We start from the raw sequence: 17,561 nt of genomic DNA, 5'->3' as shown, positions 1-17,561 counted from the left end.
TCATTTCTTTTCTTGACTTTGAATATATTTCTTTATTATAAGAATACTTAATGATTATTTGTATCTAATTTCATTACTATCACTCATTTATATTATTTACTGCTGACTTTATTTTAGTACAAAAAAAGTGAACTCGTTTTGCTAAAGCAAAACATCGAGACTTCAGGTGGAGACTCTACTCCACCTGAAGCAAAAGCTTCAATCTCCCACTTATAGAAGTGGGAGTCTTGTAGAATCGATAAAATAATAGGAGCAAGTTGTTTTTACGCATTCATCTCCCACTTATAGAAGATGGGAGACTTCTGCTAGGTACGTTAAAAAGTTCCATTTTGTTTCAGATGTAATTATAGCTATAAATATTAGCACACATCCTGCAATCATTTTGATAGTAAATATTTCTTTCAAAAATATCACAGAAAAAATTGATCCAAAAACCGATTCTAAACACAGTATAATAGCAGCATGAGTTGGATATGTATACTTTTGGGCTACATTTTGAATTATAAATGCTAACATAGTGCTGAAAATTGATATGTATCCAACCCCAATAATTAAACTTTTATTTATTGTTGTAGGTGGTGTTTCAAAAACAAAAGCACATATCAATGAAAAAATGGTTACCGCTGCCATTTGTACTATAGATAATATTATTGGATCTGTTGTATCTGTGTAGTATCCCACTGCAACTATATGACCCGCAAAGAAAAAAGCACATAATATGGTTAAGCCATCCCCTATTCCTATATATAGTCCACCATTTAAAGTCAACATTGCCATTCCTATAAAGCTTATAAATGCTGAAACAAATGCATAAATATCAGGTTTCTTTTTGCTAACCATCCAATACAAAAATGGTACAATAATAACATTTACTCCTGTTAAAAAAGCATTTTTACCAGCAGTGGTGTATTTTATTCCATATGTCTGTGCAACAAACCCTAAAAACAAAAATATTCCAACTATAACACCTGCTTTTATGTCCTTTTTAGTTATATTTTTTATTCTTTTATGTAGTATAATTGCCATTATTATACTTGAAATACCAAATCGTAGTGTAAGCAAATAAAACGGTGATACATCATCAATAGAATTTTTTACAGCAATAAAACCACCTCCCCATATTATTGCAACAATAAACAATGACAAATCAGCATACAAGCTCTTTTTTCTATCAATATTCTTCATATAGTCCCCTACCTTTCTTAACTGATAGTGTAAAGTATTTACAATATTTCTTAACTTTAAGCGCTAAATATATTATATCAGTTTCAAACGTATAATTACCAACAATCAGCATCAAAAATTTTAAAACACTTAAGTTCAGTAACATAATTTAAAACAATCTCATAATATACAACATAGACTAAAAATTATATGCAGTTCTGTAATATCTTATCATGTTTTGAGCAGCAAAGTACTTCCACTAATGCTGAATATTATATGCAGTTCTGTCGTATGCCAAGTTATGTTATCTTAATTTGTATTTGCTATCATAAAATAGACTGACTAAAATCATGCATAATGCAGTCCTATCAATTTATAAACAGGTGGTTATAGTGAAAAATATTATGAAATTATCTGAAGTTCCTGTTAATTATACTGCAAAAATAATAAACAATCATTTGAAAGGATTACCAAAACAAAGATTACTAGATTTAGGTATAATTAAAGGAAGTAAAATTTATGTCCTTAGAAAAAGTGCATGGGGAGATCCTACCGCCTATTTTGTTAAAGGTACCTGTATAGCATTAAGAGTAGAAGAAGCTAATAATATTGAGGTGGAATTATGGGACTAAATAGATTTTCTTCATCAAAAGATGCACTAATTGATTTGTTTAATATAACTAAAAAACATAATGATGACTTCGTTATAGCACTTGCAGGTAATCCTAACACTGGAAAAAGCACTGTTTTTAATGCCTTAACAGGTCTTCATCAACATACAGGTAATTGGCCTGGTAAAACCGTAACAAGTATGCAGGGAGATTTTACTCATAAAAAACAAAATTTTATTCTGGTAGATCTTCCTGGAACATATTCTCTTTTGGCAAGTTCTCAAGAAGAAATAGTTGCACGAGATTTCATTTGCTTTGGAAAACCTGATGCTGTAATAGTTGTCGTAGATGCAACCTGTATTGAAAGAAACTTAAATCTTTTACTTCAAATCTGCGAAATAACAGATAATATAATATTGTGTTTAAATTTAATGGATGAGGCTAAACGAAAAGGAATATGCATTGACATACCGTTATTATCGAAAAAGTTAGGTATTCCTGTGATTCCTACAACTGCAAGGGATAACAAAGGTATAGACGAATTAAAAAACATTACTCTTAAAGTATGTACAAAAAAAATTATTCCTTCACCATATAAATTAAAATATAATGAAGATATTTCAAACTATATGCTAAAAATAGAACCACTACTAAAAAATATGTTCAATAATAAAATAAATTCCAAGTGGCTTGCACTTAGGTTTTTGGATGGAGATAAATCAATATTGAATTCAATAAACAAATATCTTAAATATGATTTTTCAGATATTAATTCTTTTAAAAACAAAGTTACTGGTACTTTTCAAAACAATATTAGTAGAGAAGTTATTGTATCAGATATTTATAAAAATGCCGATAACATATTATCAGATTGTTTAAATAAAAATGATAGTCAAATTGTATCACAATATAAAATTGATGATATACTAACATCAAAAATATTTGGAATTCCTATAATGCTTCTCACTCTTGCTGTTGTGCTCTGGCTAACTATTCAAGGAGCTAATTATCCTTCTCAAATGCTATCGAAATTTTTATTTCTTATAGAAGGAAAATTAACCAAATTATTCACATATATAAATGCACCATCATGGATTCATGGTATTTTGGTTATCGGAATATATAGGACAACAGCATGGGTTATTTCAGTAATGCTACCTCCTATGGCAATATTTTTTCCTATATTTACTATTTTAGAAGATTTGGGGTATCTTCCAAGGATTTCATTTAATTTAGATCATGTTTTCAAGAAGGCTTGTGCACATGGTAAGCAAGCTCTAACAATGTGTATGGGATTTGGCTGCAATGCTGCTGGAATAATCTCTTGCAGAATTATAGATTCTCCAAGAGAAAAACTAATTGCTATTCTTACAAATAACTTTGTTCCTTGCAATGGAAGATTTCCAACTTTAATTGCTATAGCATCAATATTCTTTGGAATAGGTCTTTCATCAACCATGAATGGAATATTAGCAGCTTTAATAGTTTCTGGATTGGTAGTTTTAGGCATAGCAATCACATTGCTAACATCTTTTATTTTATCGAAAACTTTTCTCAAAGGTGTTTCTTCTTCATTTGCATTGGAACTTCCTCCATTTAGAAGACCTCAATTTACTAGGGTAATTTATACTTCTATAATAGATAGAACTATTTTCGTTCTTGTAAGAGCAGTTAAAGTAGCTGCACCTGCTGGAGTAATTATATATATACTTAGTAATATATATATTGGAAATATGAGCATAGTAGGACACATTGCTGCATTTTTAAATCCTTTTGCACATATTATAGGACTAGATGGTTTTATTTTGCTTGCTTTCATACTAGGCTTTCCAGCAAATGAAATAGTAATACCAATTTTGATAATGGCGTACCTATCTAAAAACACCATGACAGATTTTACAAGTTTACACGAGTTAAAAAATATTTTAGTAGCCAATGGTTGGACACATTTAACCGCTTTAAATGTTATGCTTTTTTCATTGCTTCATTTCCCGTGTGCAACAACTGTTTTAACCATAAGAAAAGAAACTAAAAGTATTAAATGGACTCTGTTTTCAATATTTATGCCAACATCTATAGCAATAATTATATGCTTCATAACAACCCAAATGTATAATTTAATACAATTCTATAAATAAGCAAATATCAATCTATTAAATATAAAATACATTTTAGTGCGATTCTCAAGCATCATATAGTACAGGAAAACAGTAAAATCCAGTATTACAAATTAAATTATCAAGTCATTTGTAGCTTATTATAATGATTTTTAATTATTTATAAACTACAAATCAAATTAGCAAGACTTTTGTAAATTATTTAAAGATAATAATACTTTGTAAATTTTAGGACACTTTAAATAAAGTGTCCTAAGGGGAGTTTAAATATTTAATTATGGGGGAATAGTATGCACTTCATAGTGCATACTATCTTAAGGGATTGAGGGATCATAAGGGCTTATATAAAAATACATTGTTTCTACGGTTATAAGTATCCCCACCACAAAACTTTTTATTCATATAAATTCATTATTTTATAAAGAATTTATAAAATAACAAAAACTATCTAATATTTTAATTTTGAAAGTTTTTCTGTTAATTCGTCAGAAACCAATTTGAGTTCTCTAGCCCTCTCATCAAGAATACCTATTGAATTTACTTGACTATCTATATCCGCTGCAACTTCTTCAACGGATGCATTATTTTTTTCTGCAATATGTGTAAGCTTTTCTATTTTATTAGCAACCAATGTAGTATTTGCTGACATTTCCTCTGCTGCTGATGAAACTTCTTCAACTCTACTTGACACATTATTAATAGACTCTACTATATCATCAAATCTGCTTGATACCTCATCAACATATTTACCTTGATTCATAGTTTTATCCGCAACCTGATTCATTGATGTTCCCGTATCTTCTATGCCTTTTTGAACCTCCTGAATTAAATTAAATATTTCTTCTGCTGAACTAGATGATTCTTCTGCTAATTTTCTAACCTCTTCAGCAACCACAGCAAATCCTTTTCCATGTTCTCCTGCTCTAGCTGCCTCAATAGAAGCATTAAGTGCCAATAAATTTGTTTGTTCTGATATCGCTGTTATTGTATCCACTATACTATTAATCGCTTCAGATTTTTCAGCTAATCTTTTTACAATTTCAGATGTATTATTAACAACATCCATTATTTCTTTAGAAAACATCTCTAATCTTTCCATTGATTTATTTCCCTCAACTGCATTTTCTGAAGCTTTTATAGCTTGTTCTGTTACTTTCTGAGAATTATCTGCAACTTGATTTATAGCTTCACTTATAGAACGAATTTGAGTTGCAATTGTTTCCAAATCATCTGTCTGCTCATTTATGCCAGATGCTATTGTATTAGTCACATCACTCATCTGTACAAACTTAGAAGATGCATTATTAAATAGTCTTATAAATTCTTCATTTGTATTATTTAATTTTTTAGCAGATTCATCAAACTGTATTAAAATATCTCTATATGAATCTAACATTTTATTTGTATACTCAGCCAATTCTCCAATCTCATCATTACTGTCAATCTCAATTCTTTTAGTTAAATCGCCCTCAAGATTAGCCATATTTCTCATTTTATCAACCAAAATTTCAATAGATTTAGTCTGTTTCTTTGTTATTCTGCCAACAATTATTCTAATTAAAATCAATGTTAACACCATTATTCCAGCAAAAATACCTATCATTACAACCCATATCATAACTAAAGTTTTTATATCAAATTCAATACCAAAAACAACTCCGGCATTGTCTTTTGACTTTACTGGAATATAAACATTCATTGTAGTAATTTTATTTTCTAAACCAAGTAACTTATCAGAAATAGTTATCTCTCCTGAATTACTTGCTTTTTCAATTAGATCTATATTATCCCCGTTAAACACATCTCCATATTTTGCTTTGCCCTCTCTAGTTTTATCTATTAAATAAACCCATTGATTGTTATTTTTATGTACAGCATATATACCTTTAATAAATCCTGAACTTTTGTCTATTACCTTCCCTAATGCTAAATCAACTTCCTTATAAAGTTTATCATCATACTCATCCACACTAATATTAAGGTTTTCAATTAAATTACTAATATCCGACGTCATTACAGAAATATTAGACCTAATAATATTCTTAGTCACTTTCCCCACAGCTACATACGTGATAATAGATAATACCACAAATATACCTACTATAGAAGCCATAATTTGTCTCGTTAATTGCTTTCCCATTGTTACCTTCTTCTTCTTCATACAAATCCCCCCAGTTTTAATAATATGCAGTATTGAAATTCATTCTTTTATATACATATTAATGTAGCATTATTATTATATACTATTTTATGGTGTAATTTCTAGAGTAATTTAAATTATAAACTTTTTTATCCAATATATTACTTTTTAATCTTTATAATTATAATTCTATATAGTATAATAAATATGTTGATTAGGTTGTCAACTTCTCATTTGTATATGCTAATACTTTTATTAGTATATACCTTATATGATGAATAAAGCCTGTAAATATAGCATATATTTTAGAGATTCATCGAAAAGAGGCGATTTTTAATGGAAGATATAAGTATCGAAAAACTAGAAAAAAATAAAAAGTATCTAAAATTATTATCTGAACAATTTCCTACGATTGCTTCAGCTTGTACTGAAATTATCAATCTACAAGCAATCTTAAATTTACCAAAAGGAACAGAGCATTTTTTGACAGATATTCACGGAGAATACGAAGCTTTTACTCATGTTTTAAGAAATGCTTCTGGTGTCATTAAGAGAAAAATAGACGATATGTTTGGAACTTCTCTACGTGAAAGTGAAAAAAAGAGCTTAGCTACTTTAATATACTACCCTGAACAAAAATTACAAATAATAAAAACACAAGAAAAAGACATCAATGATTGGTACAAAATAACATTATATCAATTGATAGAAGTATGCAGAAATGTTTCCTCAAAATATACAAGATCTAAGGTAAGAAAAGCATTGCCTAAGGACTTCGCGTATATAATAGAAGAACTTCTACATGAACAAGAAAACAAGTCTAACAAACAAAATTATTATAATCAAATTATTAAAACAATAATTGACATTGACAGAGGAAGCGAATTTATTATTGCTCTTGCTAAACTTATTCAGCGTCTTTCTGTGGACAGACTTCATATACTTGGAGATATATATGATAGAGGTCCAGGTGCACACATTATTTTAGATGAACTTATAAATCATCATTCTGTTGATATTCAATGGGGTAATCATGATATACTATGGATGGGCGCCGCAGCTGGCTCCGAAACTTGTATAGCAAATGTAATTAGAATTTCAACTCGATATGCAAATTTAAAAACTATAGAAGAAGGATATGGAATAAATATGCTTCCTCTAGCAACGTTTGCACTCGAATTTTATAAAGATGATAATTGTATACCATTTAAACCAAAAGTTCCATCGCAAGCTGATTACAGAGAAAAAGATATCCAGCTGATAACAAAAATGCATAAAGCTATAAGCATTATTCAATTAAAACTAGAAGGTCAATTAATTAAAAGAAGACCTGAATTTAATATGAATGATAGACTTTTACTAGATAAAATTGATTATGAAAAGGGAGTTATAAATTTATATGGCAAGACATATAAACTCAATGATACTCTATTTCCAACGATAGATCCAAAAGATCCTTATAAATTAATAGAAGAAGAACAAGAATTGATATCTCAACTTAAAAATTCTTTTACAAATAGCGAAAAACTCCAAAAACATATTAGGTTTTTATATTCTAAAGGAAGCATGTATTTGAAATTTAATTCTAATCTCCTTTATCATGGTTGTATAACTATGAATGAAGACGGAAGTTTTAGGAAAGTTACTATCAATGGAAAGAAATACTATGGCAAATCCCTTCTTGATAGGCTTGATAGACTTGCAAGAGAAGCATATTTCGGCAAAAAAAATAGTGCTGATCAACAGTATGGTTTGGATATGATGTGGTATATGTGGTGTGGAGAACATTCTCCGTTATTTGGAAAGGATAAGATGACAACATTTGAAAGATATTTTATCAATGATAAAGAAACTCATGTTGAAATAAAGAATCCATATTTTAAACTTAGAGATAATGAAAAAGCTTGTTGTAATGTTCTTAAAGAATTTGGACTTAATCCAAAAACTTCCCATATAATTAATGGACATGTGCCAGTAAAAACCAAAGACGGAGAAAGTCCTATAAAAGCAAACGGTAAATTATTGGTAATTGATGGTGGTTTCTCAAAAGCTTATCAGCCTCAAACAGGCATTGCTGGATACACACTTATATATAATTCATATGGTCTTCTTCTTGCATCACATGAGCCATTTGAATCAATACAAAAAGCAATTGAAGAAGAGAAAGACATTCTTTCTACCACCACCGTGCTAGAAAAAACCTCAAAAAGAAAATGCGTATCAGATACTGACATAGGCATAGAATTAGAACAGCAAATTGGAGATTTAAAAATGCTCTTAACAGCCTATAGAAAAGGTTTAATTAAAGAAAAGCAGTAACAAATATATCATGTACGTGCTATAATTTAGTTATAATATTGAAAAGGAGTAATAATTATGAGCGAAAACTATAAATTTTTTCAACATAAAGATTGTGAGTTTTTCCCTTGTCATAAAGTAAAAGATACTAAAGATTTTAATTGTCTATTTTGTTATTGTCCTCTTTATACTCTCGGCGATAAATGTGGTGGAAATTTCAAATATGTTAATGGAATAAAAGATTGTTCTAATTGTTTAATTCCTCATTCAAAAAACGGATATGATTATATAATGTCTAAATGGGAAGAAGTTTCAAGACTAGCTTCAGAAAATCATAAAAAGTAAAATCCCTCTCAATAAATTGAGGGGATTTTAAGGGGGACTATATATATTACTAAATTTATTTAGTAATTTGCAATTAATTAATTTTGATTGCTTTCCTCTTGACCCTCTTTTTCATTCTGAGGGATATAAATAATTGAATTTGCCTGCAATAAATCAGCATTCTCTATATTGTTGCTTTCTTTTAACAATTCAACCGCCGTATCTACACTACACCAAGTCATCTTACTAGCAGCAATACTGCTTAATGTATCTCCAACCTTTACTTTATATGCAGTTCCCTTTTTATCAGGCTCTTCATCTTCAAAATTTTCTTGAGTAGGAATATATAACTCCTGACCTACATATATTTCATTAGAATCATTAATTTTGTTTGCTAATGCAATATATTTAACAGCTTTACCTACTACATCTTGAGGAAAAAATTCTCTTGCTATGCTAAATAGTGTATCTCCCTTTTGTACGGCATACTTATCCTTATATACTTCAATTTGAATTGCATTTTCTTCTTCTTGAGCATCTTCTTCATCTTCAATTTTACTACTATCATATGACATACCTTGGTCAAGTATTTTTTCCTTTTGAGTATCAATCTGTTCACGATTTTTATCATTAATATTTGAATCATCAACATTTTCATCATTAACATCTTCGTTAGTCGTAGAGTATCCTATGCTATCATCTGTTTCTTTGTTATCCTGCTTATTCTCTAAGTTTTCATTTTCATTCAATGTTGCTTTATTTGTAGAATTAGTACCACCAAATGAATTGCTTATTTTAATTCCTACAAATAACCCTAATACTACTATTATAGCAACACTTAAAATTAATACCCCTTTTTTAGGTTTCATAATCAGCACTCCTTCACTATATATCTATTTATTAATATCATTTAATTATATTTAAATACTTGCCACTTTTCTTAATCTTATACATGAAATATAAATTTATTTACAAAAAAACTAATCTCTTTATAAATCAGAGATTAGTTTTTATTCACTGACTATTCAATAGTAATTATTCAATAGTAGATTCTATTTCACTTTTTATATTTTCAGGCGTTTTTCCATCGGCATTCATTATTATGCTTTTAGTAATAGTATCTTGTATTCCCATAACATTTAAATCTTCACCTTTTACAACGACAGCATCAAACTTGTTTAAGAAATTTTTAGCTGTCTTTTTGCTATTATCAAACTCTTTTACGCTATATCCTTCATCTGCCAAATAATCCTTAACAGGCTTTAGTCCTTTTTCTACAGCAATTTTCTTCATTTTAATCCCCTCTCATTCATATTCTCATAGTTATTATCTGCATTTTTTAAAACTGTATGCAAAATAAGAGCAGCTAATTTTTAGCTACTCTTTAAATAACGGTATATCCTACATTTTCGATTGATTCTATAATTTTATCTACATCTACAAAGTAATTGTCATAAACTATTTCAACCTCACCATTTTTGGTTTCAATCTGACAGGCTATAATGCCTTCATTATCTGAAATTGCTTTTTTAATATTAACCACATCTTTAGCCGAACGTATATCACATACCTTCAATACTGTCTTCATATGATTTATAACCCCCTATTTTCCTTTAAGTATTTCTTTTATATTGTCTTTTTCTGCATCATCTTCAAGAACCTTATTTAATACCATAACATCTTCATCATCTTCTATTTCAACATTTATAACTTCGTCATTATCTTCTATTTCATATTGACCCGAAATTAAAGAAATATCATTAATCGATACACATTTAAATTCATCTTCATCATCCTGTATTTTCAACTTAACCTTAACCGTTTCTTTAACAAGATTATTGTCTACTACTTCTCCATGACCATAAGGTGTATCTACAATAGAACCCCTTTTAGGCATTCTTTCCCTTATATATCTATATGTATCTTGCTCATAGGTCAAACAGCACATAAGTCTACCACAAATTCCTGATATTTTTGATGGATTTAAGGATAAATTCTGTTCCTTAGCCATCTTTATTGACACAGGTGCAAATTCCCCTAAAAATGTTGAACAACATAATGGACGACCACATGGTCCTAAGCCACCAATCATCTTAGTTTCATCTCTAACTCCTATTTGTCTTAATTCAATTCGCGTTCTGAAAACACTTGCTAAATCCTTTACAAGTTCTCTAAAATCAACTCTCCCATCCGCTGTAAAATAAAATATTATTTTATTGTTATCAAATGTGTATTCAACATCTATAAGCTTCATGTCTAAATTGTGTTTTTCAATTTTATTTAGGCAAATATCAAATGCTTCCTTTTCCTTTTCTTTATTAATTTCATTAATTTTAATATCTTCTTCTGTTGCCTTTCTTATTACATCCTTTAATTGTGCATTAAAATTTTCAGTATCAAATTCCTTTATACCAATCACACATTCCCCAAACTCTATTCCTCTTACTGTTTCAACTATTACATAGTCTCCTTTGCTAACTTCCACATCATTAGGATTAAAATAATATATTTTCCCTGCTTTTTTAAATCGTACCCCTATTACTTTAGCCATATTATACCTCCTGTATTTTTAGAAGCATCATATCAAAAACCAGTGAAGGATTCAAATTTTTGTCCAACCTTTTCCTTGTTTCATCTACAATATCAACTAATTTACTTAATTTATTAAAAGAAAACATATTGGAAAGTTCTTTTATTTCATTAGTCTTATCAATATTAATTATAAACTTTTCTATTCCCAGTTCTTTATATATCATCAAATCTCTAACATAAGAAATCATTGAATTTAATATTTCTTCCCAATATTCTCTATTTTCAATGAAAAATTTCTCATATTTTATCATTTTACCCTTATTTATACGTGAAGAATTAGCCAGTATCTGTAATGTTTCCTTTCTAATTTCATTGAATTTATCATCTTTTAAAAATCTTTCTATTCTTCCTGGTACTCCATTACTAAAAGCAATAAGTATTTTCTTTTCTTCATCCATTAGGTGAGTATATTTTTTGTCAATGAAATCCATTATTTCCGAGTCACTCAAAACTCTTAGCTTATGTATTTGACATCTCGACTTAATTGTATCTAATATCTTATCTAAATTTTCACATAACAATATTATATAAGTACCCTCAGGTGCTTCTTCAATTGTTTTTAAAAATGCATTCTGTGCTTGTACTGTCATATTATGTGCTTCATACACTATTATAACTTTATTTTCCCCTTCATAAGGTTTTTTGTTTATCTCTTCAATTAATTTTCTTATATCATCTACACCCAATGACCTTTTATTTTTTGCCATCTTCCACTCTATAATATCAACACATTGTGTATCACGATTTTTCCCAAGTATTTTAAGCGCTATATAACGTGCTATTAAACTTTTCCCTATTCCGTCTTCACCTACTAATATGTGAGCATGTGCAAATCTTCCTTCTTCTATTGCATTTATTAATTCTTTTATAATGTTTTTGTGGCCTATTATACCGCTAAAATCCATAGCAGCCCTCCATACTTATATTTTAATATATTTATCTACATCTAGCACAAATATCGTTGCTCCTCCTACCTTTACTTCCACAGGGTAAGGTACATATACTCCCGTAGATCCAGCGGCTGGTGAAGGTGATGTTACAGTTTTCTTCTGTGTCTTGCATTCTTCCTCTATAATCTCTAATACATGTTCAACCTTATCTTTTTCTACACCTATCATTAAAGTTGTATTACCTGCTTTTAGAAAGCCTCCTGTTGTAGCTAATTTAGTAACTCTGTATCCATTATCCGTTAAAATACCAATCAATTCATTTGACTGTTCATCTTGTACAATAGCAACTATTAATTTCAATTAAATCATCTCCAAATAATTATTAAATTTATATACGCTCTTACTCCCTTACTCAATATTTTATCACAATTTAATTTATTATAATATATAAAGAATCATCATTAATCCATATTATTGAATTCATCGATTTTACAAGACTCCCACTTCTATAGGAGTGGAAATTGAAGCTTTCGCTTCAGCAAAACAAGTTCACTTAGCCTTTATAGTTTCCTATAAACATGAATTTTTTGTATTTAATCTATTTCAAACAGCTTATCAAGCAATATCTTTATTTCATTAAAAACATTATCTATACTTTGATTAGCATTTATCATCTTTATTCTCATTGGTTCTCTTTTTAATAAAGTCAAATATCCCTCTCTAACTTTATTATGAAATTTCATATTTTCTAAATCCAATCTATTTACTTCTCTGTTTTTGCTTGCAGATATTCTTTCTAGTCCAATCTTCGGATCAATATCAAGATATATCGTTAAATTCGGCATATATCCCTCTATTGCAAACTCATTTATCTCCATCACTTTTTCTATACCTATTCCTCTAGCGTATCCTTGATAAACAAGAGAAGCATCAATAAACCTATCGCAAATTACCGCTTTACCTTCTTTCAAAGCTGGAATTACCTTTTCAACAAGATGTTGCCTTCTCGAAGCAGCATATAATAAAGCTTCTGTTCTTCCATCCATACTTATATTCTTTCTATTCAAAATAACTTCTCTAATTTGTTCAGAAATATTTATTCCCCCAGGCTCTCTTGTAAATACACAACTAATCCCTTTACTCATAAGATACTTTTCTATAAGATTTATTTGAGTAGTTTTACCAGCTCCTTCTCCTCCTTCTAAAGTAATAAACAAACCTCTCTTATGCATAATGTTATTTCTCCTTCATAGTATTGTTAATTCGCAAGTATAACTATAATTATTATACATCAATTATTGTAATGCTTCCATTTTCAATTCCCAAAATACTTCTTTCATTTATTATATATTGATTAATGATATTTAAAATATCTCTATTAATTACTTCACCAGGCATTATAATAGGTATACCTGGCGGATACGGCACAATCTGCACTGCACTTATATTGCCTTCAGCCTCTTCTATAGGAATTTTTCTAGTAGCTTTATTCATAATCTCATATGGATATAACTCAATTTTTGGCAATTCATTATCTAAAAATATACTATCATTTTTTTGTGTTCTTATACTTTCTAATGGACATTTTTTTAGCACTTCATAAAGATATTCAAATTCCTCTTCTGTATTAAAAGGTGAAAATATTAATATGACATTTCTTGAATCGCTCATTTCACATTGAATTCTATTTTCTCTTAAATATCTACATAATTTGTGTCCACTATATCCTAAGTCAACATTGAGTATATACCTAGTTATATCTAGTGAACATTCCCAAGTAGTTTCTGCATTATCATAATTTAAACTATTGATATCCGTCATATCTAGTATTTTGAATCCTCTTATATTATTTATTTTATATTTATATTTGCTGCATAAATTTATTAGTTCATTATAGTGCTCTTTTCCGTATTTTTCTAAATAAAATCTTGCATAATCCATAGATGTCATAAACATATATGAAGGACTTGTACTTGATAATGCACTAACATAAAAATCAAGCTTTTCAAATTCACTATCACTTTGAAATGCTTTATCACCTATATGAAGATATGCAGTTTGGGTTAAACTTGGAAGCGTCTTATGTGCACTCATAACAACAATATCAGCACCTAATCTTATAGCATTTTGAGGTAAACTACTACAAACTCCAAAATGTGCCCCATGTGCAGAATCTACAAGCACCTTCATACCATATTTGTGTGCAATATTTACTATTTTATTTAAGTCAACACATATTCCATAATAATTAGGATACGTTATTACTATGCCCTTAGCATCTCTATTATTATTTATTACATTTATAAAATTTTTCTTATCAATAGAAACTGGAATGCTATATTCTGAATTGAATTTATTCTTTAAATAAATTGGTTTTAATTTTTTTAAAACTATTGCATTATATATAGACCTATGGCAGTTTCTTTCAACTATTATTTTGTCTCCTTCATCAAAAACTGAGAATATCATAGCTAAATTTCCACTAGTGCTTCCATTGATAAGAAAATATGACTTTTTACTACCATAAAATTCACTTAATAAAGTTTGTGCTTCTTTTATTATACCTTTTGCATCATGATAATTATCTACTCCATCAACTTCAGTAATATCACCTTTTATGAAATTATCGTATAATTTTTTTCCTTCTTTCGTCTTTATAAAACCTTTGCCATTTTTATGTCCTGGCATACAAAAATATATGTTTTTTTCTTCTATATATTTATTTATGCCATCTACAAGTGGTAATTTGGACAATCTCTTTCCTCTCCTTTTAATAGAAAATGTGCAATACTTCTTCTAATACGCTTCTTATAGTATTCGTAGAAATCTGTGTTCACTTCAGCTTTAATCAATCTCTCTTCACACGACTTACAAATTCTTCTTCCATTTATCATTATACCATCATTTAGAGGCTTCCTGCATATAACACAACACTGTTTTTTCATATATTCCTCCTTTTATTGCTATTCAAAATAAATATATCTTATTTTGAATTTTTGCCTCTACAATATATCTTATTCATTTACATTGATTTTTTTATTTTGTCCACCTAAATTATTTTTAAAAATATTAATTTTATATATTGGGCATACTATAACCTGTGAAATAAGTATCTATTAATAGGAAGTGATTTGATTGAAACAAGAAATAATAACTTATTTAAGTACACTAAAAGAAGAGTTGTTTCAACTTTCGTATTTTCTCTATACTAATCCTGAAAAAAGCTTCGAAGAATACAAAGCAAAAGATTATATCACTAATTTACTAAAAAAATACAACTTTAATATTACTCATAATTATATGAATATACCTACTGCCTTTTATGCCGAATATGGAACCGGTCATCCTAAGATATGTTATATATGTAAGTTCTCTGCTTCTTCTTTCGAAAACACTCATATATATGGCAACAATATGAATTGTTCAATGTCAGTTGGTGCTGCACTTGGATTATCAAAAATAATTTCCAAAACCAAAGGAACTGTAATATTATTAGGTTGCCCAGGTGATGATTTTAATGGTTCCGAACTTACAATGGCTAAACAAGGTATTTTTGAAGACATTGATGTTGTCATTGCACCACATTCTGATGTGAAGAATTTTGAAAGTGGAACATCAATGACCGTTATGCCCATGCAAATTGAATATTTATCAAATGATTCTATCGAAAAAAACACTTTAAATTATTATTCACCATTAGATGCATGCTTGTTTACATTTAATGCACTTGGCATTCTCTTGAAAAACACATGCAATGAATGCTCAATAGATGGTATTTCAATTGAAGGTGCTAAAAATCCTTATATATATCCGTCTTACGCAAAAGCTAAATTTTATATAAGAACTCAAAATGATGAATATGCTGAAATTTTGGAAGATAAGATTAGAAATTTCATAAAAGCACTATCTCCAATTTTAAACGTTAAAAGCAATATATCGTTTTTTGAACTTCCAAGTCAAAGTCTTTTAACGAATAAAGCATTATCAAGATTATTCGAGCACAATCTAAAGGAAAGTGGAATTATAAATATTGATTGTTGCAAAGATTATAAAGTAGGCTTGAGTATTGGTTCAATAAGTCATACAACCCCCTGTATTTATCCATCAATAGGCATAGTAAATGATACTACTGTTATATTTCCGTCAAAAGAATTTGCTGAATGCACAGTATCTGAATTTGGTAAGGAAATTTTATTGAAAGCATGTCAAGCACTTGCATTGACCGGACTTGACATAATCGAAAAAGAAGAACTTTTAAGAGAAATGACTGAAGAATTGTACAAAAATACATAATTTCATTAGTATTAGTACTATACTCCCAGTTTAGCATAAACAATTTTACCGAATAGTAACCTTATTTTACCATATACATCAAAACTTCAGGTGGAAGCTCTGCTCCACCTGAAATAAAAAGCTTTAATTTTACACTTATAAAAGTATTTATAATAAGTGTTATAGAATTAATTAACTGAATCGACATACATAAAATAACATTTTATTACTTATTGGATTCATTATACTTTATACTCTTTTTTATATTCTTCAATAATTTGCTACTTGGTTCAAAATAAAACTTCTTAAATTTATCTCCATCTTTATATATACAACAATATTTTTCAGAACTAAACATGGAAGCTATATAATTATTAGATTTTTCAACATCAAATTTAATATTCTCATCTTTTGGTGTTCCTATAAATTTGATATCTTTAAATTTGATATCCTCAACAATTTTCTCATCATTACCATTTAATTTATGAATTATTAATTCATCTTCTATGACAGAATATCTATATTTAATAATACACTTTTTCAATTCTTGTATTATTATGATCAGCATTATAAATGTAAAAAAAAGTTTAGAAGCCCTTCTGAGGCTATATGTTCCTATCATAAATTTCCCCAAAAAATCTGAAATATATATGACAATAGTTAGAATAATAAATAATTTCAAAATCACTGGAAGTTTCTTTCTTTCTACTATCTCACGGTAAATAGCCATAATATCCCCCTTTTATACAATATTAATATTTCTCATATAAATTATCCATAAATAAGCAAAAGCATATTGCTAAATTAAAAATTACTTAATAACTATAGTTGTACCAAAATACTATTTTACACTTACTAGACTAGAATCTGCTTATTTATATCAAATTATAAAACAATTAACATTATTGTTCATTTTACTGATAGCATAAGTTTTATTATACATAATTTATTATAATATTTCAATTATAAAATGTTATTGTTTTCATTCATAATTTAGATTTTTATCATAAATATTACATCAAAATACAGCTCTAAAGATTAAAAATTCTTCGCATTAAAATGTTATAAATATGTATATGTACTCAACGAATATTATTAGTGGAATACTAATTTATATTGTTTGAGGAGGTTTAAATAATTGAGGAAGACTAGA

At 28.5% G+C, this 17,561-nt stretch carries 17 protein-coding genes; 5 read left to right on the top strand and 12 right to left on the bottom strand.

Annotated features, from left to right (window positions below):
* Nucleotides 1-282 precede the first annotated feature (282 nt).
* A complete protein-coding gene (locus CLTEP_RS11425) occupies nt 283-1,185 on the bottom strand; it encodes a DMT family transporter (RefSeq protein WP_066826813.1) in 903 nt (300 codons plus the stop codon).
* A gap of 371 nt (nt 1,186-1,556) precedes the next feature.
* Here CLTEP_RS11425 and CLTEP_RS11420 point away from each other — a divergent pair, with 371 nt between their 5' ends.
* Together CLTEP_RS11420 and feoB are read left to right on the top strand one after the other, a co-directional pair.
* Nucleotides 1,557-1,796 (top strand): FeoA family protein, encoded by a 240-nt coding sequence (locus CLTEP_RS11420; RefSeq protein WP_242863931.1) that lies wholly within the window; start codon nt 1,557-1,559, stop codon nt 1,794-1,796.
* Nucleotides 1,787-3,913, top strand: coding sequence for a ferrous iron transport protein B (gene feoB, locus CLTEP_RS11415; RefSeq protein WP_066826812.1), 2,127 nt, complete (start codon nt 1,787-1,789; stop codon nt 3,911-3,913). The genes CLTEP_RS11420 and feoB overlap by 10 nt, the downstream gene beginning before the upstream one ends.
* A gap of 427 nt (nt 3,914-4,340) precedes the next feature.
* Here feoB and CLTEP_RS11410 read toward each other — a convergent pair whose 3' ends face one another.
* A complete protein-coding gene (locus tag CLTEP_RS11410) occupies nt 4,341-6,053 on the bottom strand; it encodes a methyl-accepting chemotaxis protein (protein WP_066826811.1) in 1,713 nt (570 codons plus the stop codon).
* A 315-nt stretch (nt 6,054-6,368) separates the two neighbouring features.
* Between CLTEP_RS11410 and CLTEP_RS11405 the strand changes: the two genes are divergently transcribed.
* Together CLTEP_RS11405 and CLTEP_RS11400 are read left to right on the top strand one after the other, a co-directional pair.
* Nucleotides 6,369-8,351 carry a fructose-bisphosphatase class III gene (locus CLTEP_RS11405; RefSeq protein WP_066826810.1) on the top strand — a complete coding sequence of 661 codons (1,983 nt, stop codon included), beginning with the start codon at nt 6,369-6,371 and terminating at the stop codon, nt 8,349-8,351.
* 57 nt (nt 8,352-8,408) lie between these two features.
* A complete protein-coding gene (locus tag CLTEP_RS11400; protein WP_066826809.1) occupies nt 8,409-8,675 on the top strand; it encodes a cysteine-rich small domain-containing protein in 267 nt (88 codons plus the stop codon).
* A gap of 77 nt (nt 8,676-8,752) precedes the next feature.
* Here CLTEP_RS11400 and CLTEP_RS11395 read toward each other — a convergent pair whose 3' ends face one another.
* The 9 genes from CLTEP_RS11395 to CLTEP_RS11355 all read right to left on the bottom strand — a co-directional run bounded on the left by CLTEP_RS11395 (nt 8,753) and on the right by CLTEP_RS11355 (nt 15,081).
* Nucleotides 8,753-9,523, bottom strand: coding sequence for a LysM peptidoglycan-binding domain-containing protein (locus CLTEP_RS11395; protein WP_066826807.1), 771 nt, complete (start codon nt 9,521-9,523; stop codon nt 8,753-8,755).
* A gap of 166 nt (nt 9,524-9,689) precedes the next feature.
* The gene (locus CLTEP_RS11390; protein WP_066826805.1) at nt 9,690-9,947 is read right to left on the bottom strand and encodes a YkuS family protein; all 258 of its coding nucleotides are present in this window, start codon (nt 9,945-9,947) and stop codon (nt 9,690-9,692) included.
* Between the two features lie 91 nt (nt 9,948-10,038).
* Complete coding sequence (locus tag CLTEP_RS11385; RefSeq protein ID WP_066826803.1) at nt 10,039-10,242, bottom strand: heavy-metal-associated domain-containing protein; 204 nt, start codon at nt 10,240-10,242, stop codon at nt 10,039-10,041.
* 15 nt (nt 10,243-10,257) lie between these two features.
* Nucleotides 10,258-11,205: a PSP1 domain-containing protein gene (locus tag CLTEP_RS11380; RefSeq protein WP_066826802.1), complete on the bottom strand. Its 948-nt coding sequence runs from the start codon at nt 11,203-11,205 to the stop codon at nt 10,258-10,260.
* A gap of 1 nt (nt 11,206) precedes the next feature.
* Nucleotides 11,207-12,151: a DNA polymerase III subunit delta' gene (locus tag CLTEP_RS11375; RefSeq protein WP_066826799.1), complete on the bottom strand. Its 945-nt coding sequence runs from the start codon at nt 12,149-12,151 to the stop codon at nt 11,207-11,209.
* A 15-nt stretch (nt 12,152-12,166) separates the two neighbouring features.
* Nucleotides 12,167-12,496, bottom strand: coding sequence for a cyclic-di-AMP receptor (locus CLTEP_RS11370; protein ID WP_066826795.1), 330 nt, complete (start codon nt 12,494-12,496; stop codon nt 12,167-12,169).
* A gap of 233 nt (nt 12,497-12,729) precedes the next feature.
* Nucleotides 12,730-13,368: a dTMP kinase gene (tmk, locus tag CLTEP_RS11365; protein WP_066826794.1), complete on the bottom strand. Its 639-nt coding sequence runs from the start codon at nt 13,366-13,368 to the stop codon at nt 12,730-12,732.
* A gap of 52 nt (nt 13,369-13,420) precedes the next feature.
* On the bottom strand, nt 13,421-14,890 hold the full coding sequence (locus CLTEP_RS11360; protein ID WP_066826793.1) for an aminotransferase class I/II-fold pyridoxal phosphate-dependent enzyme: 1,470 nt from the start codon (nt 14,888-14,890) through the stop codon (nt 13,421-13,423).
* A complete protein-coding gene (locus CLTEP_RS11355; protein ID WP_066826791.1) occupies nt 14,869-15,081 on the bottom strand; it encodes a sigma factor G inhibitor Gin in 213 nt (70 codons plus the stop codon). Before CLTEP_RS11355 ends, CLTEP_RS11360 begins: the two co-directional genes overlap by 22 nt.
* Nucleotides 15,082-15,271: 190 nt before the next feature.
* Between CLTEP_RS11355 and CLTEP_RS11350 the strand changes: the two genes are divergently transcribed.
* Nucleotides 15,272-16,429, top strand: coding sequence for a zinc-binding metallopeptidase family protein (locus tag CLTEP_RS11350; protein WP_066826789.1), 1,158 nt, complete (start codon nt 15,272-15,274; stop codon nt 16,427-16,429).
* 205 nt (nt 16,430-16,634) lie between these two features.
* Here CLTEP_RS11350 and CLTEP_RS11345 read toward each other — a convergent pair whose 3' ends face one another.
* On the bottom strand, nt 16,635-17,138 hold the full coding sequence (locus CLTEP_RS11345; RefSeq protein ID WP_066826787.1) for a hypothetical protein: 504 nt from the start codon (nt 17,136-17,138) through the stop codon (nt 16,635-16,637).
* Nucleotides 17,139-17,561 lie beyond the last annotated feature (423 nt).

It is taken from the genome of Clostridium tepidiprofundi DSM 19306 (assembly GCF_001594005.1).
Taxonomy (GTDB): domain Bacteria; phylum Bacillota; class Clostridia; order Clostridiales; family Clostridiaceae; genus Clostridium_AC; species Clostridium_AC tepidiprofundi.
Note: the sequence above shows the minus strand (reverse complement) of the source record. Positions and strands in the feature narration are given on the sequence as shown.